At 59.6% G+C, this 20,423-nt stretch carries 17 protein-coding genes; 7 read left to right on the forward strand and 10 right to left on the reverse strand.

The window, feature by feature from the left end; genetic code table 11:
* Positions 1–27: 27 nt before the first annotated feature.
* Positions 28–1,512 (reverse strand): YeeE/YedE thiosulfate transporter family protein, encoded by a 1,485-nt coding sequence (locus AB1Z34_RS01950; protein ID WP_367157815.1) that lies wholly within the window; start codon positions 1,510–1,512, stop codon positions 28–30.
* 204 nt (positions 1,513–1,716) lie between these two features.
* Here AB1Z34_RS01950 and AB1Z34_RS01955 point away from each other — a divergent pair, with 204 nt between their 5' ends.
* The gene (locus AB1Z34_RS01955; protein WP_070549958.1) at positions 1,717–2,736 is read left to right on the forward strand and encodes a hypothetical protein; all 1,020 of its coding nucleotides are present in this window, start codon (positions 1,717–1,719) and stop codon (positions 2,734–2,736) included.
* Here AB1Z34_RS01955 and AB1Z34_RS01960 read toward each other — a convergent pair.
* The 3 genes from AB1Z34_RS01960 to betT form a co-directional block, all read right to left on the reverse strand.
* On the reverse strand, positions 2,733–3,551 hold the full coding sequence (locus AB1Z34_RS01960; protein WP_367157816.1) for a phosphatidylcholine/phosphatidylserine synthase: 819 nt from the start codon (positions 3,549–3,551) through the stop codon (positions 2,733–2,735). The genes AB1Z34_RS01955 and AB1Z34_RS01960 overlap by 4 nt on opposite strands.
* A gap of 142 nt (positions 3,552–3,693) precedes the next feature.
* Positions 3,694–5,262, reverse strand: coding sequence for an aldehyde dehydrogenase family protein (locus tag AB1Z34_RS01965; protein WP_284797394.1), 1,569 nt, complete (start codon positions 5,260–5,262; stop codon positions 3,694–3,696).
* Positions 5,263–7,443, reverse strand: coding sequence for a choline BCCT transporter BetT (gene betT, locus AB1Z34_RS01970; protein ID WP_049190998.1), 2,181 nt, complete (start codon positions 7,441–7,443; stop codon positions 5,263–5,265).
* Between the two features lie 347 nt (positions 7,444–7,790).
* On the opposite strand from betT, the gene betA reads away from it, so the two are divergent.
* Together betA and AB1Z34_RS01980 are read left to right on the forward strand one after the other, a co-directional pair.
* Positions 7,791–9,530, forward strand: a complete 1,740-nt coding sequence (gene betA / locus AB1Z34_RS01975; protein WP_069359373.1) for a choline dehydrogenase — start codon at positions 7,791–7,793, stop codon at positions 9,528–9,530.
* A gap of 110 nt (positions 9,531–9,640) precedes the next feature.
* A complete protein-coding gene (locus AB1Z34_RS01980) occupies positions 9,641–10,747 on the forward strand; it encodes an NAD(P)H-dependent flavin oxidoreductase (protein WP_367157817.1) in 1,107 nt (368 codons plus the stop codon).
* A 115-nt stretch (positions 10,748–10,862) separates the two neighbouring features.
* Here AB1Z34_RS01980 and AB1Z34_RS01985 read toward each other — a convergent pair whose 3' ends face one another.
* The 6 genes from AB1Z34_RS01985 to AB1Z34_RS02010 all read right to left on the reverse strand — a co-directional run bounded on the left by AB1Z34_RS01985 (position 10,863) and on the right by AB1Z34_RS02010 (position 16,994).
* Entirely contained in the window at positions 10,863–12,059 is a 1,197-nt protein-coding gene (locus AB1Z34_RS01985) for a globin domain-containing protein (protein ID WP_070652722.1), read from the reverse strand.
* Positions 12,060–12,260: 201 nt separating this feature from the next.
* Positions 12,261–12,734 (reverse strand): Rrf2 family transcriptional regulator, encoded by a 474-nt coding sequence (locus AB1Z34_RS01990; protein ID WP_101688138.1) that lies wholly within the window; start codon positions 12,732–12,734, stop codon positions 12,261–12,263.
* 112 nt (positions 12,735–12,846) lie between these two features.
* Entirely contained in the window at positions 12,847–14,682 is a 1,836-nt protein-coding gene (locus AB1Z34_RS01995; RefSeq protein ID WP_049171801.1) for a phosphoenolpyruvate carboxykinase (GTP), read from the reverse strand.
* A gap of 299 nt (positions 14,683–14,981) precedes the next feature.
* Positions 14,982–15,407: a DUF6802 family protein gene (locus AB1Z34_RS02000; protein WP_187400686.1), complete on the reverse strand. Its 426-nt coding sequence runs from the start codon at positions 15,405–15,407 to the stop codon at positions 14,982–14,984.
* 34 nt (positions 15,408–15,441) lie between these two features.
* Complete coding sequence (locus AB1Z34_RS02005) at positions 15,442–16,470, reverse strand: hypothetical protein (RefSeq protein ID WP_187400685.1); 1,029 nt, start codon at positions 16,468–16,470, stop codon at positions 15,442–15,444.
* The gene (locus AB1Z34_RS02010) at positions 16,452–16,994 is read right to left on the reverse strand and encodes a hypothetical protein (RefSeq protein WP_049171808.1); all 543 of its coding nucleotides are present in this window, start codon (positions 16,992–16,994) and stop codon (positions 16,452–16,454) included. Before AB1Z34_RS02010 ends, AB1Z34_RS02005 begins: the two co-directional genes overlap by 19 nt.
* Positions 16,995–17,318: 324 nt before the next feature.
* Here AB1Z34_RS02010 and trmB point away from each other — a divergent pair, with 324 nt between their 5' ends.
* From trmB to AB1Z34_RS02030, 4 genes are all read left to right on the forward strand, one after another.
* Positions 17,319–18,167, forward strand: a complete 849-nt coding sequence (gene trmB, locus AB1Z34_RS02015; RefSeq protein ID WP_224784268.1) for a tRNA (guanosine(46)-N7)-methyltransferase TrmB — start codon at positions 17,319–17,321, stop codon at positions 18,165–18,167.
* Between the two features lie 4 nt (positions 18,168–18,171).
* Positions 18,172–18,855: an NYN domain-containing protein gene (locus AB1Z34_RS02020; RefSeq protein WP_005510460.1), complete on the forward strand. Its 684-nt coding sequence runs from the start codon at positions 18,172–18,174 to the stop codon at positions 18,853–18,855.
* Positions 18,856–18,977: 122 nt separating this feature from the next.
* A complete protein-coding gene (locus AB1Z34_RS02025; protein ID WP_239272132.1) occupies positions 18,978–19,958 on the forward strand; it encodes a YbhN family protein in 981 nt (326 codons plus the stop codon).
* 62 nt (positions 19,959–20,020) lie between these two features.
* Positions 20,021–20,392 carry a DUF3054 domain-containing protein gene (locus tag AB1Z34_RS02030; RefSeq protein WP_016421636.1) on the forward strand — a complete coding sequence of 124 codons (372 nt, stop codon included), beginning with the start codon at positions 20,021–20,023 and terminating at the stop codon, positions 20,390–20,392.
* The last annotated feature ends 31 nt before the right edge of the window (positions 20,393–20,423 follow it).

Genomic DNA, 20,423 nt, shown 5'->3' on the forward strand with positions numbered 1-20,423 from the left:
ACAGCGCTCTCCCGCCGTCACCATGCCTTACTTCCCGCGGCGGACGGAAATCGTCCAGCCAGCTTCACCGGTCTGCTCAAAGTTGGTGACCTTGTGGCCATCCTTCGCAGCCCAGCGCGGAATCGCATCCGTGGCCTGGGTGCAGTCGAATGGGATCACCAGCTCCTCGCCGACCTCAATCTTGTTGATCGCGTCCTTGGCCTCGATCAGCGGGAATGGGCACACCGCGCCGACGGTGTCGAGCTCGTAACGCCCATCGCCCAGTGGCGTGAGCTTGCCGTCTTCCTGCTTGACGACGCTCCGGTCGAGCAACGCTACCGGCGCGACAGTAAAGGCACCCGCCAGCGGGGAGGCCTCGGTGCCAGCGGCACCGGCACCTTCGCTACCCGGCAGGGACACAGGCGAAGTAGCAGTCGAAGTGACCGGAGCAGTTGCCGATACCGCTGTGTCGTTGGTGGTGGAAGGGGTGCTCGGGACGTCGTTAAGCGAAGGTGCGGACGGCTTCAGCCAGAGCTTTGCGGCGATAGCGACACCTGCGGCGATGGACGCCAGTGCGAGCCAACCCTGGTAGCTGAACAGCGAGGTCTGGACCATGCCGTTACCGACGGTGCAGCCGCCGGCCCACGCAGCGCCGACACCCATGAAGATGCCGCCGACGACCGAGCGTGCGCCCTGGGTGGCATCCGGGACGCGGAGGCGGAATTCACCGGAGGCCTTGGCCGCGATGAAGGAGCCGACGAGGATGCCGAGGACGAGGAGGACGCCCCAGTCGAAACGCTCGGTGTCACCAGTGACAACGTAGTTGGCGAGGTTGGAGGACGGAGTCGTGATGCCGAGGCCGTCGTTGCGGCCGGTGGCGGCGGACAGCGGCCATGCGATAACGCCAAGTACACCGACGATGGCGGCGGTGGCGTACACGTGCCAGGCCTTTTCAGTCAGAATGTGCGCCAGACCGGACTTACGTGGCGCCAGAGTGGCCGGGCGCGGACCGGAGAATTCTTCGCGCAGGAAGCGGACAGCGAAGTATGCCGTGACGGCGCTCAGCGCGATCACCAGTGGCCAGATGCTAATGCCCAGAGAGGCGTGGATGCTGGTCAGGCCGACGGTGCGGTCCTTCAGGGAATCCTGCAGGCCATTGAGGAAGCCAGTCTTCATGGCAGCAGCGGATAGGGCGTAAAAGACCAGTGCGATCCAGGAGCCGATCAGGCCCTCACCGGAGCGGTACCAGGTACCCGAGGCGCAGCCACCGGCCAGGACGATACCAAGTCCGAAGATAACGCCACCGACGATAACGGCCAGTGGTGCCAGCTCGTTGTATTCGGGAGTAATCACGCCGGCGCTGGTCAGTGCGGCCAGGCCGATGGCGTGGACGGAAATAACAATCAGCAGGGCGACGAAGCCGCGCCAGCTGCGCTGAGTGAAGATGTCGCGCAAGAAGCCGGTGACGCAGAAGCGTCCTCGCTGCATAACAAAGCCGAGCACGGCGCCCAGCGCTAGTCCTGAGATGAGCATGAGAGTGTTTCTCCTAAATTTATGAGCCAGTCCGCCATCAAAGCCATAATGAACAGACCTGTCTATTAGTGGATTAGAAGCTACTCTACACAGCGAAAAAAGTCCAACTTAATGAAGTTTTCACAGGGTAGAACACCTGCCAATAGACAGACCGAACCGTATAGTTGCTGGTGAGAAGCGCAAGTTGTGGCAAGCTAAAACACTATGAGCGCACAGAATTCAGCCCTGGTTGGACACCAGCGACACCAGCGGCTCCTTGCGATGCGCTCGATACTCGACCTTCCTTTTACCCATGCTTTCGCCCTTGACCCTCAGGCGGTCATCGATATTTCCGGCGTGGCCCGCCTCAGCGAGCTCAATGCCAAAAATGTCGTGACAATCGACAGCTTGCGTTCACTCGCCCACACCAACACGCAGGACTTTTACGCCATCGATGACGCGGCAGAAGCTCTGGGCACCGCCTTGCGGATGGCAATTTCCTCCCGGCAGCTACTCTGGTTCAGCTCGCTGCCCGAAAGTGATGTGGACAAGGTACAAAACATCCTCGGCGGCGACATCGTTCATGTGGTGGGCCCGGAACTGGCCGTCGATAAGCTCGATGACAGTACCCTCGAGCTTCCAACTGCACTGAAGCAGCGCGGAGAACCACTGGTGCCCATCGCTATCTCGCCAAGCGAGCTGGTACAGGCCTGGGCACACGGCAGTCGCGTGCAGCAAAAACTGCTCGCTTACCTGCTGGAGGGAACAAATACGCTGGTCATGCAGCAAAAGGATCTGCATGCACTACGCAAAGTCGGGACCAAACTCATCGAGCGCAACCCCGTGTGGCGCCTGCTCTACAACCCGAAAGTGTTGGCCTACCTGGTGGTGATGGTCTACTCTTCGCTCCGCGCGCTACCTGTGGTTTTCGTCCCCGGATTCCACGGCAATGTCTGGGTGCTGTGGAGCATCGACATCATTACCGCTATCCCCTACACCTGGGGAATTGTCGAGATGATCACCGGCCGCTCATTCGGCCGAAGAATGCTGGGGCTCCTGATCACCGTAGTGACTTTCGTCTCGCCCTATGTCTATTTCTGGGCCAACGGACGCGATTATCCGGTGTGGGTCACCATCTTTGTCATTGCGTTAATTGTTGCAGCCTGCGCCGTCGAATACGTCCGCTGGCTGCGCGACCGCGCCATCTCCGCAATCCTGCGCCAACCACCCACCAACTGCCGCTAGCGACCGCTAAGCGAGCGCCGCACGCCGCCAATAATCAGCCAGGCACCGGCGGCAACGTTGACAGCCACAAGCCCGTGGATAGACGCCTTGCTTAACGACGCTACCGCCGTCTCACCTGCGATAAGCATGCCGGTCGAGACAATCCAGATGAACGTTGCGGCAATGTTGGCAATCCGGCCGCGTTCCACGCGGAATGGATGCGTGTAGTGCAGCGGCACCAACGTCATTGCGCTGAAGATAAAAATGGCAGAGATACACACCGCCATGGGCGCGTTCCATACCCACAGCAAGACCGCCACGATATTCCACGCGGCGGGGAAACCAACGAAGTAGTAGTCGCCAGACTTGGCGGCTTCGTTGGCATAGCAGAACATCGACGACACCAGAACCAAAATGATCAGGGCAATCGCCAACGGCCGTGGCCCCAGCGGCAGATACATAACCATGAAAGCCGCGGGTATGGCGGTCCAGGTGAGATAGTCGACGATGTTGTCCACCACTGCGCCGTTAAACCACGGGACGACTTCCTTGATGTGATGCTTACGCGCCATATTGCCGTCGACACCATCGACGACGAGGGCAATGCCCAGCCAGAGCCACATCCAATGTGGGCGGCCCTCCAGCAGTGCGACCGCAGCCAGCGTTGCCCACACCAAACCGGTCAGCGTGAAGGCATGCACAGCCCAGGCGATGACATGCTGGCGCCGGGTGAAGCGGGTAAAGGTCGCGGCGGTGCTGGCAGTATCGGCGCAGGCAGTATCTGGCCCACTGGCGGTACTAGAACTGGCATTGTCGGAGCGGGTAGTAGCGTTCACGGCAGATGTCCTTTAGAAAACACAACGCGCACAACTGCAAACCTTTATCGCAGTTGTGCGCAGAGTCGATTTTTTCAATCGGTGAGTATAACGGCCGATGGGTCGTTTTCCCGTATTATTGCTCGGGCTTGTGCCGAGTTATTTAACGACGATCCTCGAACCAACCGGTAACCGCCGGTGCTGTGTTCTCGTAGACCAGCTTGGCTTCGGTGTACTCCTCCAGGCCGGTCGGGCCCAGCTCACGGCCAATACCGGACTGACCAAAGCCACCCCACTCGGCCTGTGGCAGGTAGGGGCCAAAGTCGTTGATCCAGACGGTACCGTGACGCAGCTCGCGGGAAACGCGCTCAGACACCTCGCGGTTGGATGACCACACCGCACCGGCCAGGCCGTATTCGGTGTCGTTGCCGATCTCGATGGCCTCGTCAACCGTGGTGAAGGTCTCCACCGTCACCACCGGTCCAAAGGCTTCGTCGTGAACGCAGTCCATTTCGCGGGTGACCTGGTCAATCACGGTTGGGAGGTAGAAGTAGCCGTCGGCAAGCGAGGCGGAACCATCGGCGGTGGTGCCCGTGGCAATCTCGCCGCCTACGCGCACGCGTGCGCCCTGCTCACGAGCTCGATCGACGTATGCCGCGACCTTATCCAGGTGCTGCTTCGAAATCAGCGCACCGGTCTCGGCCTTCTCGTCGAGCGGACCGCCGAGCTGGATGTGTCCGGCGCGCTCGACCAGATCGTCGACAAACTTCTCGGCGATGGACTCCTCCACAATCAAGCGAGCGCCCGCCGAGCACACCTGACCGGAGTGCAGGAACGCAGCATTGAGGGCATTGTCCAAAGCGGCTTCGTAATCGGCGTCGGCGAAGATGATGTTCGGGTTCTTGCCGCCGAGCTCAAGCGCGACCTTCTTCACAGACTTAGCCGCTTCACCAGCAATAATCTTGCCAGTGACAAGACCGCCAGTGAAGGAGACCATGTCCACCTTCGGATGCGAGGACAGCGGTGCGCCCGCTTCGGCACCGGCTCCGGTAATGAGGTTGGCAACGCCTGCCGGAACACCCAGATCATCGATGACGTGCATGAGCAGAATTGCTGTGTGCGGAGTCAGCTCCGCCGGCTTGAGCACAAAGGTATTGCCCGTGGCCAGCGCCGGTGCGACCTTCCATGCGGTCTGCAGCAGTGGGTAGTTCCACGGCGTAATCAGACCACAGACACCGACGGGCTCACGCACAATACGCGCGACGACGGACGGGTCATCCGCATCCACGAGACGACCGGCATCATTGCCCGCGAGCTTCCCGAAGTACTCAAAGCAGGCGATGATGTCATCCATATCGGCTGCCGCCTCAGGCAGGCGCTTGCCGGTATCCATAGCCTCTGCCCAGGCAAATTCGTCCTTGCGCTGCCTGATGGCAGTACCGATATCGAGTACCAACTTGCTGCGCTCAGCTGTGCTCCAGGATGCCCAGGAACCTTCTCCGGTACGTCGGAAAGCAGCGTCGGCGGCGGCGATGGCGCGCTCGGTGTCGGTGGCGTCTGCTTCCGCGACCTCGGCGATGAAAGAGCCATCGGCCGGGCACTCGATGGTGCGAGTGTTGCCAGCGGCTGCAGCGGACCAGGTGCCGTTGATAAACAGCGTGGCGGCCCCTTCGTGAGATTTGGCGGTCTCGGGTGCGAGAGCCTTATCAGTAGTGGAAGGCTTAAAGGTCATTTAGGAATCCTCCTTGGCGTAGTCATCAGACCATTCGCGGACAGGTTCGGCATTATCGGACAAATCTGAGGTGCCCGGGAGATCAGACTGCATATGCAGGAACTCCAAGTGCCGTTCGTAGAGGTCGAGGACGTCGGAAATCAGCTGCTCTTGGGTGTATCCATAGACGTCGTAGCCGAGCGAGCCGGTAAGCGTGAAGACCTCGAGGCGGTAGTAGTAAATATCAGCATCACTGTCCAGGTGTACCAGGCCAGCGAAAGACGGCGTCAAGTGTTCAACCGGATAGACCTGGTAGCGGAAGCTCATCTCCTCGCCGAATCCGACCTGCAGGTCAATCTGGTCGATGCCAACTTCTTCTGCTGGTTCACGGTGCAGCGTCACTTCGCCGCCACGGTCCCTGATAGCTTCTGCCACCTGTTCAAGCGCGGGCTGTACCACTCGGTCGAGGTAGCGCATGACTGGCTTCTTGCCCGGGAAGGACATGGAGCGGGCAAGTCGCTTACGCCAGTCGCCCTGTTCGCCATCTACGGCGCGGCCCGACATCGCACCATGGAGGGCCCGACGTGTCGAATCCTGTTGCAGCAGCTCCAGTCGCAGCGACTTAAAGAGGCCATACATCACCAGATAGATGACAAAGGCGAACGGCAGGCCCATCACAATCGTCGCGGACTGCAGTGTCGGAATACCACCGACGTAGAGCATCGCGATGGTCAGCACACCGACCACGACAGCCCAGAAAATACGGGTCCACTTCTTACCGTCCTGCTGTGTGTCGGTGATCTTCGAAGTGAAGTTACTCATCACCAGTGCTGCCGAGTCAGCCGAGGTGATGTAGAGCAGCAGACCGATCAGGGAGGCGACTGCCGCCACCAACATCGGTGCCGGGTACTGCTCTAGCAGAAGGTAGAAGGCGCGCTCCGGGTAATCCAATGCAGTCTGCCCAAACTCCGAATCGCCACCGATAACCAGGTCCAGAGCCGAGTTACCGAACACCGATACCCACATCAGAACGAAGAGGAATGGAATGGTCAGCGTGCCGACGACAAACTGACGCAGACTACGGCCACGGGAAATGCGAGCCAGGAACAAACCGACGAACGGTGCCCAGGCCACCCACCAAGCCCAGAAGAACAGGGTCCAGGAGTTCAACCATTCCTGCGCTCCGGAGAACGCGTAGGTATCCATAGTCATGGACGGGAACTTCGAGACGTACTCACCGACGTTCATCACCAGTGCGTCAAACAGGAACGCGGTGCGGCCGGTAACCAGGATGTAGAGCATCAAGCAGATGGCCAGGCCAACGTTGAGCTCCGAGAGACGACGAATTCCCTTGTCGACACCGGAAACTGCGGAGGCGATAGCCACCGATACGGCCACGACGATTAGAGCGATCTGCCAGGACGTACTCTCATCCACCCCGAACAGTACACGCAGGCCGTAATTCAGCTGGACGACGCCGATACCCAGCGAGGTTGCGACACCGAAAACGGTACCCAGCATCGCCGCGATTTCGACCGCTTCACCAGCGGGGCCGTGGATGCGCTTGCCGATAATCGGATAGAGCGCCGAACGAATGGTCAGCGGCATGTTCAGGCGATACGCGAAGTAGCCGAATGCCATACCCATCAGGGCGTAGAGTGCCCAACCGGTCACGCCATAGTGGAAGAGCGTGAACACCACTGCCTGACGTGCAGCTTCGATGGTCTCCGCGTCTCCGGTCGGCGGGCCATAAAACTGTGCCACCGGCTCCGCTACCGAGAAGAAGAGCAGGTCAATGCCGATACCCGCCGCAAAGAGCATAGAGGCCCAGGAGAACAGACCAAACTGAGGCTTGGCGTGATCGGGGCCGAGCTTAATCTGTCCCGTTCGCGAGATAGCGACGTAGAGCATGAAGAGCACTGCCACCGTCGCGGTCACAATATAGAACCAGCCGAAGTTCTTCGATACCCAGGCGACAATGCCAGCTAGGGTGTCCGCTGCATTGTCCGGGGCAAAAATAGCCCACAGGGCAATGGCAAGAATGCCAACACCTGAAATAATAAATACAGGCCAGTTGACCTCAGGCTCGGAGGTCACACTCGCTTGCGCTTGTTGTGGAGGGGCCGACTGCGATCGCTGCATTCCTTGCGACGATCCAGATTTTTCCTCCGTTACCTTCTCAGTTGGCGGAGTATCAGACATAGGAAAATCCTTCAGATTCGGGAACTAATTCAGCATACCTAGTTTGAATAATCCCTCAAGTTTAAGAATCGATTCAGAAGAATTCGCCACCCCAACATCAACATCTTCACCTGCATATTTACCCAGTTTTCAAGGCGTTTAAAATCATTCCAACTGGAATTGAATACCAATTGTGTGGCATTCTGTATAGGTGAAGGGGATTTGAGATACGCCTCCGGCCACTTATTCCAATATCAATATATAGGGCTCGCCTTTAAATATTACTTGGGGCTTATCGGGGCTTATCACAGTCCTTGAAAACTATTCCGATATACATCGGCAAACAACCTACGGAGGTACACCAGAACATGGGAGCTTTCCCGGCTGTCTTCAACTTCGGTAAAAAGAATGGCAACACTACAGTCGAACACCGCGACGTCGTCATCGTTGGCGCGGGCTCTGCCGGCTCTGTGCTGGCTAACCGGCTGTCCGCAGACCACACTCAGCAGGTGCTCGTGCTCGAGGCCGGCCGCATGGACTCCCTCTGGGATCTCTACATTCACATGCCTTCGGCGTTCTCCTTCCCAATCGGTAACAAGTACTACGACTGGAAGTACGAATCCGAGCCGGAACCGGAGATGAACGGTCGCCGCATCTACCACGCCCGCGGCAAGGTCGTCGGCGGCTCCTCCTCCATCAACGGCCAGATCTACCAGCGCGGTAACCCCATGGACTACGACAAGTGGGGCGACACCAAGGGGCTAGAGAACTGGGGCTGGAACCACGTTCTGCCTTACTTCAAGCGCATGGAAAATGCACTCGGCTCCGACAAGGACGACCCGCGCCGTGGCCACGACGGCCCACTGCGCATGAAGCGCGGTCCGGCCGATTCTCCGCTGTTCAAGGCCTTCTTCAAGTCTGTCCAGCAGGCCGGCTACAACTACACCCCGGACGTCAACGGCTACCGCCAGGAGGGCTTCGGTCCCTTCGACGCGAACATCGACAAGGGCCGTCGCCTCTCTGCTGCCCGCGCATACCTGCACCCAGCCCTGCAGCGTCCAAATCTGGAGCTCCGCACCCGCGCAGAAGCCACCCGCATCCTCTTCGAGGGCACCAAGGCCGTCGGCATCGAGTACACCTGGAAGGGTCGTACACACCAGGTGCGAGCAGACAAGGTCATCCTCTGCGGTGGCGCTTTCAACTCTCCGCAGCTGCTCGAGGTCTCCGGCGTTGGCGATGAGAAGATTCTGAATGCCGCCGGAGTGAACGTCGTCAAGCACCTGCCTGGTGTCGGCGAAAACCTGCAGGACCACCTGGAGGTCTACATTCAGTACAACGCCACCCAGCCGGTGTCTTCACAGCCGTACCTGGAGAAGTGGCGTTGGCCGTTCATTGGCCTGTGGTGGCTGCTCACCCACAAGGGCCCGGTGGCAACGTCGCACTTCGAGGGTGGCGGTTTCGCGCGCTCCAACGACAACGAGCCCTACCCGAACCTGATGTTCCACTTCCTGCCGCTGGCCATGCGTTACGACGGCACGAAGATCGATAGCCCGCACGGTTTCCAGTTCCACGTTGGTCCGATGTACTCGGATGCCCGTGGCCATGTCCACATCACCTCCTCGGACATCAAGGTCAAGCCGTCGATTCTGTTCAACTACCTGTCCACTGATCAGGACCGCCGTGAATGGGTCGAGGCTGTGAAGGTCTCCCGTAAGCTGCTGGACACTCCGGCAATGAAGGAGTACACCGACGGCGAGATTTCCCCGGGTGCAGATGTGCAGACCGACGAGGAGATTCTCGAGTGGGTCCGCAAGGACGCCGAGACCGCACTGCACCCATCCTGCACCTGCAAGATGGGGCCGGCCTCCGACGAGATGGCCGTGGTCGATCCGGAAACCATGCAGGTTCACGGCACCGAGGGCCTCTACGTGGTTGACGCTTCGGTCATGCCGGGCATCACCAACGGCAATATCTACGCACCGACCATGATGATTGCCGAAAAGGCCGCTGACCTCATCGCCGGCAAGACCCCGCTGGCACCGCAGGACATTCCGTTCTACCGCGCTGGCCAGGGTATGCCGCTGGATCCGCCGGAGAGCACCAAGTAGTCCTTGAGTTCTTGAGGCGGTAGCGCGGCCTCTATTGCACAACGCCGTTCGTCGGCACCGGCCGGGTTCTCCCACGCGGGGGAATCCGGCCTTAGTGTTACTCTCGCCCTATGAGCAGCACAACCTCGCAATCACCCGAAAACCTCCGACGCTCATCAATCATTCTCGCACCGATGGCCGGTGGCCCATCCACGCCCGAACTCGTCGCTGCCGTTTCCAATGCTGGCGGGCTTGGCACCCTTGCCGCCGGATATCTCACTGTCGAAAAGCTCACTGAACAGGCACAGCAGACGTGCACACTGCTTGACGACGGCAAAGGTTTCGGCATCAACCTCTTCTGCCCCAACACAGCTGACGCCGGTGTCGGAACCTCAGAGGAGGAACTTGCTCAGTGGACCGCTTTTCGTAATCGTCTGGCGCCGGCCGCTGCCCACTTCGACATCGATTTGCCTGACACTCCGACCTGGTCAGATGACTACTTCTCGGCGAAAGTCGAGGCAATTCTCGCTGATGACTTTCTGCCCAATCCCGATGCCCTGAAGTTCGTCTCCTTCACCTTTGGCCACCCAGACAACGAGGTCATTGCTCGGGTAAAGGAATCAGGCCGCAAAGTGATTTTGAATGCGACCTCAATTGAGGGTGTACGGGCGGCGACGGAGGCTGGCGCTGATCGCATTGTCCTGCAAGGACTAGCTGCGGGTGGGCACCGCGCATTTGTGGAGGGGAAGGATTCGTCCGACAGCATTGGCGCCTCTGTAGAAGAGCTTGCCCAAGCAGTCACCGAAGCATGCGCAGTGACCGATGTACCTATCATCGCCGCTGGTGGGGTGGGTAACCGAGAGGACGTCGTCAAGCTTATGGAAGCCGGCGCGGTGGCTGTGCAAGTTGGCACACGGTTCCTCACCACCGCGGAGGCGGGTACGAAGGAGACGCACCGACAGGCACTGCGTGATTTGGTGGAGCGTGCCACCGTTTTGACTCACGCCTTTTCCGGTAAGCCTGCGCGTGCCATCGAGAACACGTTTACTCGGGAGTTTTCTAGGGTCGCGCCGGAGCTTTACCCGCAACTGCACTACTTGACCACACCGATTCGCGGCGCGGCGAATAAGGCCGGTGATCCTGAATATCTCAACTTATGGGCCGGTATTGGGTTTGCGCAGTGCGAGAATCAATATGCGGCGGATGTTGTTGCGGAGCTTTCCGGCTCAGCCGAGTAATACGAAGTCACCGAAGCCACAAACAGCACAATGACCAGCCCCGGACATATTTCGCGGCTGGTCATTCGGTTTTATTTGTGACGACGGCTTTTATGGCGACGGCGCGGTTGTGGCGCTAAGCGTCTAGCAGCCAATCGTTCGGGCTGAACAGCTCGAAGTGAACGTTATCGCGAGCAACACCGCGATCGCCGAGCTGCTGGCGAATGGCCTGCAGGAAGCCATTGCCACCACAGAGGTAGTACTGAGCGCCCTCCGGCAGCTCCGCATCCGCCAGATTCATCAAATCCGGCTCGTACCACACCTGCTGGCGAGCATTGGCCAATGCGGCGACAGCATTGTCACGCTCTGCGCGCAGGGCATCTGCGGTTTCTGCGCGGTCCGCGTGGAGAACGACGACATCACGCTTGGAATCGGCAGCCACCAGGGCATCCAGCATGCCGATCATCGGAGTTGCGCCAATACCTGCGGAAATGAGCACCACCGGGTCATCGGACTTGGTGTCCAACACCAGGTCGCCTGCAGGCAGAGAGATCTCGATGGCATCGCCCGGCTGCACCTTTTCCCACAGCTGTGTGGAAACTTCGCCAGCCGGCAGGTCCTCGGAGGCATCGACACGACGAACCGCGAAGGTCAGCACACCTTCCTTGCCACCGACCAGAGAGTATTGACGTAGCTGGCCGGCGCCGTCCGGCATGGTCTGACGCACGGAGATGTACTGTCCCGGGAGGTAGGAAACGGGGGTTTCGTCGTCAAGCTTGACGGAGAATACTGCGACATCATCACCGCGGTCTTCACGAGAGACGACGTGAGCGGCGCGGAAAACATCACCTGCTTCGACACCGAGGTCGTCATAGAGCCCCTTCTCGAAGTCGATGAGAACACGCTGCATCTCCAGGTAGACGGCATCCCATGCGTCGCGGACAGCTCCCTGAAAGACCTCTGAGGTAAGAATCTCCTCGATGGCATCGAAGAGGTGCTTGTGCACGATTGGGTACTGCTCCGGCTTGATACCAACGGAAATGTGCTTGTGGCCGATGCGGGAAAGCAGTTCCTCCGGGGCAGGAGCGTCTGGGTCGACCAGGGTAGCTGCGAAGGTAGCGACGGATGCCGCCAGCGCCTTCTGCTGAGCCCCCTGCTTCTGGTTGCCGCGGTTGAAGGTATCGGCAATGAGTTCGGGGTGAGCAGCGAACATCCGGTTGTAGAAGTTCGGCGTGATTTTCTCGATGTTGGCACCGACGACGGGCAGGGTTTGGGTGACGACTTCGGCCTGCTCTGGAGTCAGGCCGTTCTTGTTGACATTCAGGTTTGGCATGACTTCACACTATCACTATATTGCGCATTTTGTTTGCGCAATATGGTTTGTTGACGCCAAAACTAGTCTTTGCAGTTGCGAATCAACCGCTTTTAGCTGCAGAAACGGCGCCGCCAAAAGTCTTGACAGACAAGCTTCGACAGCACCACTCTCAGCTCTTTTCAAATCGAGATTAGGCCTTCAGCTCTACGCCTAAACCACCTAAACCGGACGAATATTGAGCCTCGACCCCTCAGGCAAGCTACCTCCCTCGGGAGTATCACCATCCGCACCATCAACCGACTTGGCGGGAATGAGATCAGCAATCAACACCGGATCCAGCGCGGCGAAGAACGCCTCCTGTGCGGCCGCTAACTTGCCGCGTAACAGGCACGTCGGCAGCAATGGACAGTCAGTGCCGACACAATCGACGACCTCGTTGTTTTCCAGAGTGCGCAGCAGCTTGCCGACGGATTTTTCCGTAGCCGAATCCCGCAGATAAATGCCACCATTGCGCCCCTTGACCGCTTCCAAGAAGCCGAGCTCCACAAGCCGCGAGACAACCTTGGAAACATGCGCGCGAGACGCATTGAGAGACTCCGCTACCTCGGCAGCGGTGTATTTGCGCCCCAGCTCCCCCATCGCCATCAAAGTGATGACACGCAGGCTCAAATCAGAGAAAAGCGTTAGTTGCATTGCGTGTCACCCTTCATCGTTGTACTGCACAAACCACCCCCTTGCCAGCCACTTCGGGCAACAAGGGGGTGGTTCTAGGTTCTAGCTTTTAGCAAGGCTAGCTAGCAAGATCTTAGTCCTGCAGACTCTTCTCGATACGAGCCTTCAGAGCCTCGAACTCGTCCCAGACCTCCTGCGGAACGCGGTCGCCGAGGAACTTCAGCCACTCCTCGTTGTCCGGGAGGTCACCCTGCCACTTAGCAGCCGGCGCCTTCAGGGCTTCCTTGACATCGGCGAAGTCGATGTCCAGGCCAGTCAGGTCCAGGTCCTCTGCCTTAGCGGTGTGACCAACAACGGTCTCCTTGGCGCCAACACGGCCCTCAATGCGGTCGATGATCCACTTGAGAACACGGGAGTTGTCGCCGAAGCCCGGCCACAGGAAGCGACCGTCTTCGCCGCGGCGGAACCAGTTGACCAGGAAGACCTCTGGCATCTTGTCGCCGCCCTTGACACCCATGTCAATCCAGTGCTGCAGGTAGTCACCGACGTTGTAGCCAATGAACGGCAGCATTGCCATCGGGTCGTGACGCAGGGAGCCAACCTTAGCCTCAGCGGAAGCAGCGGTCTGACCGGAAGCCAGGGTTGCACCGATGAAGGTTGCGTGGTTCCAGGACAGAGCCTGGGTCACCAGCGGCACAGTGTCCGGGCGACGGCCACCGAACAGGATGGCGTCAATCGGGACACCCTGCGGGTCGTCATACTCCGGTGCAGCGACCGGGCACTGCGAAATCGGGGTGCAGTAACGGGAGTTCGGGTGCGAGGACAGCTCGTCGGAATCCGGAGTCCAGTCATTGCCCTTCCAGTCAATGAGGTGCTCCGGCTTGCCTTCCATGCCTTCCCACCAGACGTCGCCATCGTCGGTCAGTGCGACGTTGGTGAACAGGGTGTTACCGGCCTCCATAGTCTTCATGGCGTTCGGGTTGGAGGAGTAGTTGGTACCCGGTGCAACACCGAAGAAGCCGTTCTCCGGGTTGACAGCGTACAGGCGGCCGTCCTCACCGAACTTCAGCCATGCGATGTCGTCACCGACGACCTCGGCCTTCCAGCCCTCGATGGTCGGAGTCAGCATAGCCAGGTTGGTCTTACCACATGCAGACGGGAATGCAGCGGCGATGTGGTAGGCCTTGCCCTCTGGGTTGGTGAGCTTCAGGATGAGCATGTGCTCAGCCATCCAGCCCTCTTCCTTGGCCATGACCGAAGCGATACGCAGTGCGTAGCACTTCTTGGCCAGGATGGCGTTTCCGCCGTAGCCGGAACCGTAGGACCAAATCTCCTTGGTCTCCGGGAACTGGGTGATGTACTTCTCATCGTTGCACGGCCATGCAACGTCCTCCTGGCCTTCCTCCAGCGGAGCGCCAACGGAGTGCAGAGCGTGGACGAAGTCCCCGTCCGGACCAATCTTGTCCAGGGCATCCTGACCCATGCGGGTCATGATTCGCATGGAGAGAACCACGTACTCCGAGTCGGTCAGCTGAACACCCAGCTTCGGCTCCGGGTCGGTAATCGGACCCATGCAGAACGGAACGACGAACATGGTGCGGCCCTTCATGGAACCGCGGTAGTGCTCGGTCATTTCCTTCTTCAGCTCGACCGGATCCGCCCAGTTGTTGGTCGGGCCAGCGTCCTCTTCCTTTTCAGAAGCGATGAACGTGCGGGACTCCACACGAGCAACGTCCTTCGGGTTAGAGCGGGCAAGGAAAGAGTTCGGGCGCTTTTCCTCATTCAGCTTGATAAGAGTTCCCTTATCAACCAGGTCCTGGGTAAGGCGGTTCCACTCTTCTTCCGAGCCATCAGCAAAGACAACCTTGTCTGGCTGGGTCAGTTCTACGACCTCAGCAATCCAGCGCAGCAGTTCGGCGTTCTCGGTCGGGGCCTGGCCCTCGAGACCAGGAATAGAAGGTGCGGACATCAGTTCTCCTGACTCATTGATTCGCGTCTTAATTTAAGGCTACCGGGGGATACCGAAAGTTGCCGGGCCCCACATCGACAATCGGCTCGTTCCCTCATTTGCAAGCCGTTACATCACGGCTTTACAACAAATAATTTTCCTCGCCCCATTCTTGCGACCTGTTCATTTATGGCCATAACCAGCGAATAAGGCCAGCCTCACCACATAAATTTACAACCATTAACCCTTTGGCTGCAGTTACCCCCATTTGTAAGCAACCGAGACACGGGTACCCCCGCGCGCAGCGGTTCCCAAAGTCGTCAGTCCCAGCTGCCCCGCGCAGACTGCTCCCATGAGTACGCATCCCACTTCCCCGCTGCTGATACCGTTTCCGCTGCCGCTCCGCCCATCGCGTCAGCAGCCCTCACATCATCACTGCTCCAAGACTCCCAAGTGCCGTCAAAACGGACCGTCGTAACGTGATCCACCGTGCCGTCACCGTCCAGATCCGAATAGATTGACAACCCGGAGTCGTCGGCAAGCGTAATTGACCCCTCGTCGTCGCCGAGGTCGTAGAGCTGCCCATCGACCTCCACAACCAGCCCGGCGCCACCAACGTCCGCCGACTGCCCATCAATCGGCGTCGCCGCCTCCAAACCACACGGCGTAGCGGACGAACGCGCCTCCGCCCCGCCATCGGACGCGGGTTGATCGGAAAAGTACTGCAGTAAAGAAAACTCATCCATCGTGATATCCCCCTATTTCTCTTCGCTGTCACAGCTATCGTGCAGGCGTTCCGGTGTACTCCGCCAGCTGCTCTATCCGCCATCCCGGACCCCGCGCACCAAGGGCCTCGCGGACCGCCGTCTCCACGGACTGTGTCCATTTTCGCCGCAGATGGGCGAGGTAATTTGCCCGCCACTGCGCGGTGCGTTGGCGTGCGTTACGACGAATCGTTGCGCCCACCGCCACCACCGCAACGCCGAGGCCTATTGCAAGTGCGACCAGCTGCGCCACAAGCGTCGGCACCCCAACCCACATCAGCACCCCGTGGACGATCCGCACTGCGCCGACCGCCGCGCCAAGCGAGGCCACCGCCACCAGCGCGTCCATGGCATAACTGGGGCGAGCCGGACTTTCTGGAGCGGGCACCGGGATTTCCACATGAAGGCCCAATTCGTCGCCACACCGCTGCTGCAGCCGCGTCGCTGCAATTTCGGCACGGCCCTGAAGTTCCGCTTGGTCACCCGCGGGGCCGTCAGCCACTTCCTGGAGCGCATCCCGCACTGCACTCTCAGCTGCCAACTGCATCTTCCGCTGCAATCGCGCCGCCGCCCCGGCTCCGCGCGATCGCTCCTGCGCCAGCTGAGCTCGCACATTTCGAGCCCGGCGCGCACTCAGTGTTTCCCCCGAGTTTCTGGGCGGGCCTTCTGCCAGCAGAACCAGGGTTCTGGCCATCCTCTCGTCCAGCGCTCCCATCGGGATTGTGCTGTCGATTTCCTGACGCCAGGCCTCGACATACTCACCATTGCCAATCAGGCCAACTGCAACGCGACCGGTGGCCTGGCTAATTGCTGCAACCGTGCTGACGCACTCCCGCGTGGGCTGCACCTCGCTGTCTGCAACATAGAGCACGACGACGCTGCGTTTATCCACAAACTCCAGCCGACGTGGCGGCGTCGCAGTGTCAACGATCTGCGAGAAGTCCGCGCGGTCCGCCGCGTCCCCGGCTTTGGTGACAAGGAGCGGTGGCTGCTCAGACCCCTCCGCCGAGACCGGGCGTGGCTCAACTACGTCCGGTGTTGCCATAGCAACTCCTCCAGGCTGTCTCTAGCCGCGGGAAAGGCTGCCGCGATCTCAGTCAACTGCACTGCGAGTAGCCCGTCATCATTGCGTGATCCGCCTTCCGCACCGAGGCGTTCGGCAATCTTCCGCAACGCGGAGCTGAACAAAAAGGTGTGTTCAGCTGTCTCGTTTGTGGTGATGTCGCAATACTCGTCGGCAAGCGAATGGCGAATCGGTTGTTGCTCGATGACCAGCGCGACAGGGGCGGACAGCTTGTCGGCCAGCTCCGCGTGACATTGCGAAAATGCCTCGCGCACAGCGGTTTCGCGCACGCCCCTGCGCAATCGCGCGCAGATTATCGGTGGCCGTTTCTCGCGCTCAAGCGCCTTGGCGACGCACACCTCCGCGCCGCTCGTGTTAGCGGTGTCCGAGTGCGCGGCCTGCCGTGATGACAGCCAGTCCACCACGGCAGCGCGCAACGACGACGATGTAGATCCCGTTGACGGCTGTGTTGTTTCCGTGACATCAGTTGCGGAAATAAGGTCCATCCGGCCTAGTCCCCTCCCATAAATCCCCTGCGTGGTTTAGTTAAAACCTGCGTAACCCCCATACGGCCCGTGGGCCAGATTCCGCGCCCTGAAACGCTGCGCTAGGCAGACCCCAAGCACCGCTTCAACCAACGAATAAGCGCGGCTTCGCGTTCAGCCTACAGCGGACCGCGGATTCGGCAAGTCGGCAAAACAAATTGCCCCGCCGTGCCGCCTATTCAGGACGACGCGGCATCGTCAACCGGCGTGAAACCGCCAGGACAACAACAAAAATCCTAGGGGCAATGATTGGATAGTTGGCCGATGTCGTGGACAATAGGGAACGTGACTACTTCTGATTTTTCTGAAAATATCGAACAGCCTGCGGTTTCGCAGCAATCTGAACCATTGCCAACTCGCGCGGACGAGCAGGCGGAACAACCGCATGAACGCCAGCCGAAGAAGGGCGAATTGCCTGCAGGTCGTCCGGAAAAGACCCAATTCGACGATGGTCTTGACTACCCGCGCATCGGCAATCTGTCCTTCCGCCGCGGCACTTTGACTCCCAACCAGGAAAAGATCTGGGAAGACAACTGGGACACGTACGGCAAGGTCCTCTCCGACGAAGTCATTGACGTGGAGGAATGGTTCGGCCGCAAGGGACCGACCATCGTCGAGATTGGCTGCGGCACCGGCACGTCCACCGTGGCTATGGCTCCGCAAGAACCGGACCACAACATCATCGCCGTTGAGCTCTACCGCCCTGGCCTGGCGAAACTGCTCTCCGCCACCGTGCGCAATGAGGTGTCGAACATCCGCATGGTCCGCGGCGACGGCGTCGAGGTCCTGCAGCGCATGATCGAGCCGGAGTCGCTGGCCGGCGTACGCCTGTTCTTCCCGGACCCGTGGCCGAAGGCACGCCACCACAAGCGCCGCATTGTGCAGTCCGGCACGTTGCGCCTGATTTCTTCGCGTCTGAAGCCCGGCGGCATTTTCCACGCCGCCACCGACCATGCGGACTACGCCGAATGGATCGAGGAGCTCCGCGAGGTCGAGCCGACGCTCGAGCCCATCGCCTGGCCCTGGCCGGAATCCCCCATGCTTCTCGACCGACCGACGACCAAGTTCGAAGCCCGCGGCCTGAACCTCGACCACGACATCCACGAGTTCATCTGGCGCAAGAAAGAGGCATAGGAACATGAGCACTACCCAAAACACCTCTGCCAGCTACAACACCACCGAGACGCACCCCACCGCACTGCTCGTGTGGGATGCCCCGAACTTGGACATGGGGCTCGGCGCCATTTTGGGCTCCCGCCCGACCGCCGCGCACCGCCCCCGCTTCGACGCCGTGGGCAAATGGCTTATCGACGAAGCCGAGCGCGTATCCCACAAAATCGGTTCCGATGTCCTCCCCGAGGCCACGGTGTTCACCAACGTCAACCCGGGCTCAGCGGAGATTGTCCGCCCCTGGGTCGAGGCTCTGCGCAATGTCGGTTTCGCGGTCTTCGCAAAGCCGAAGATCGAAGAGGACACCGACGTTGACCCGGACATGATTGCGCACATCCAACGGCGTTACGACGAGGGCGTGTTGCGCAGTGTCGTCGTTGCGTCCGCCGATGGCCAGAATTTCCAGGAGCTGCTGGAAAAGCTCGCATCCGAGGGGATTCGGGTAACCGTCATCGGTTTTCACGAGCACGCTTCCTGGGCGCTGGCCTCCGATGCGATTCGCTTCGTTGACCTGGAGGAAATCAAGGGCGTCTTCCGCGAGCCGCTACCGCGTATCGATCTCGACCGCCTGCCTGATGGCGGTGCGTGGCTGCAGCCGTTCCGTCCGCTCACTTCGTTGCTCAAGGAGCGCGACGGCAAGAACGACGACTAGGGAGACCACTGCGGCGACGTCTAGGGAGACGAACAGGAAGACGAACAGGCTTCTTATTTATGTCACGACTTAAAAAAGTCCTCAAAACCGGCAATTCGAGCTGGCTACGATCGATAATCCTCGTGGCCCTCGTGATTGCCGGTGTCGTCCTGACGGTAAGAAACTGGGACAGCGTCGTCCAGGGGCTCCAAATCCTTGCGGATGTCGACGCTAAGTGGCTGTTCATCGCTATTTTTTCCGTGGCTTTTTCGCTCTACGCGATGGCGGAAGTGATGCGTCTGCTGTTGCGAGCTGGAGGCGTAAAAGCAGCCACTCGCCGTAGCACCAATGCGCTAACCCTCGCATCCAACGCGTGGGCGGTCACCGTTCCCGGTGGTGCTGCATTCTCCACGGCGCTACAGATTAAGCGCATGATGCAGTGGGGCGCATCCGCGGTCCTTGTCAGCTGGTTCGTGCTTTTTTCGGGCGCGTTGTCGTTTTTAGGTCTGGCATTTCTGGGGCTTGGCAGCCTCTTCTTCGTCGGACAGGGTGGCACGACCGCGGTGCTCATCGCTATGGCAATTGCGGTTTTACTAGCCACCATTTTGCTGTGGCGGATTTCGCAGAACCCGGCTTTTCTCAACAAGACAGGCGCGTGGTGTCTGCGTGTCTTTAACAAGATTCGAAAGAAGCCCGCGGACACCGATGTCGACCGACTTGAAGAGTCCGTCAAACAGCTGACCAGCGTGAAGTTGCCCGTGCAAACTTTGGCTCTTTCCTTCACCTGGTCCTTTATCAACTGGGTCGCGGAAATTGTCTGTCTCTACGCCGCCATCCGTGCCGTTGGTGTCGATGACATCTCCGCTACGAAGGTGCTGCTGGCTTTCGTAACCGGCAAGCTCGCAGGTTTCATCCAGGCCACACCGGGCGGCATCGGCACTGTCGAGGCCGCTTTGACCGCGGCTCTCATCGCAGGCGGCACCACCGGCGCCGAGGCCTTTGCAGCGGTGCTGGTCTACCGCATCGTTTCCTTCGTCCTGGTGGCAATTGTGGGCTGGATTATCTACGCCCTCGGCTTCGACCACAAGGATCAGCCCGAGCATCAGCCAGTCGCTGACCGCTAATGGCTTCCTCGCCGCTGGTCGCTGGTCACCCACCAATCTGAGGGGTCGCTAGACTAAGAAGCATGAACACACGCGTATCGACGTTCTTGATTGACATCCTCGCCATCTTTATTTTCGCCGTGTTGGCACGTCTGGCTCACAACACTCCCGAGGATCCTTTTACCTTCATCAATATCCTCGATACCTGGTGGCCGTTCGCATTCGGTGTCCTCCTGGGCACCGCGCTGATTAAGAACGAGCCGAACCCGCGTGCAGTGAGTTCAGGCGCAATTGTGTGGCTCGGCACTGTCGTCGTCGGCCTAGCTGTGTGGGCCACCCGCAATTCGGCAGTCCCGCACTGGTCCTTCATTCTGGTTGCCTCAGTCATGAGCGCCTTGCTGCTGCTGGGTTGGCGAGCAGCGTCGAATGCGGTTGCTCGTAAGTCTCTGGACTAAGCCTTTGGCCCCGTTCCTAACCCTTCGATTT

The sequence above is a fragment of the Corynebacterium sp. 045007 genome (assembly GCF_040743205.1).
GTDB classification, from domain to species: domain Bacteria; phylum Actinomycetota; class Actinomycetes; order Mycobacteriales; family Mycobacteriaceae; genus Corynebacterium; species Corynebacterium jeikeium_D.

Bases quoted from the DNA above. Each gene is read 5' to 3' on its own strand.
- AB1Z34_RS01950 (WP_367157815.1), bottom strand. From the start codon at position 1,512: ATGCTCATCTCAGGACTAGCGCTGGGCGCCGTGCTCGGCTTTGTTATG.
- AB1Z34_RS01955 (WP_070549958.1), top strand. From the start codon at position 1,717: ATGAGCGCACAGAATTCAGCCCTGGTTGGACACCAGCGACACCAGCGG.
- AB1Z34_RS01965 (WP_284797394.1), bottom strand. From the start codon at position 5,262: ATGACCTTTAAGCCTTCCACTACTGATAAGGCTCTCGCACCCGAGACC.
- betT (WP_049190998.1), bottom strand. From the start codon at position 7,443: ATGTCTGATACTCCGCCAACTGAGAAGGTAACGGAGGAAAAATCTGGA.
- betA (WP_069359373.1), top strand. From the start codon at position 7,791: ATGGGAGCTTTCCCGGCTGTCTTCAACTTCGGTAAAAAGAATGGCAAC.
- AB1Z34_RS01980 (WP_367157817.1), top strand. From the start codon at position 9,641: ATGAGCAGCACAACCTCGCAATCACCCGAAAACCTCCGACGCTCATCA.
- AB1Z34_RS01985 (WP_070652722.1), bottom strand. From the start codon at position 12,059: ATGCCAAACCTGAATGTCAACAAGAACGGCCTGACTCCAGAGCAGGCC.
- AB1Z34_RS01990 (WP_101688138.1), bottom strand. From the start codon at position 12,734: ATGCAACTAACGCTTTTCTCTGATTTGAGCCTGCGTGTCATCACTTTG.
- AB1Z34_RS01995 (WP_049171801.1), bottom strand. From the start codon at position 14,682: ATGTCCGCACCTTCTATTCCTGGTCTCGAGGGCCAGGCCCCGACCGAG.
- AB1Z34_RS02000 (WP_187400686.1), bottom strand. From the start codon at position 15,407: ATGGATGAGTTTTCTTTACTGCAGTACTTTTCCGATCAACCCGCGTCC.
- AB1Z34_RS02005 (WP_187400685.1), bottom strand. From the start codon at position 16,470: ATGGCAACACCGGACGTAGTTGAGCCACGCCCGGTCTCGGCGGAGGGG.
- AB1Z34_RS02010 (WP_049171808.1), bottom strand. From the start codon at position 16,994: ATGGACCTTATTTCCGCAACTGATGTCACGGAAACAACACAGCCGTCA.
- AB1Z34_RS02020 (WP_005510460.1), top strand. From the start codon at position 18,172: ATGAGCACTACCCAAAACACCTCTGCCAGCTACAACACCACCGAGACG.
- AB1Z34_RS02030 (WP_016421636.1), top strand. From the start codon at position 20,021: ATGAACACACGCGTATCGACGTTCTTGATTGACATCCTCGCCATCTTT.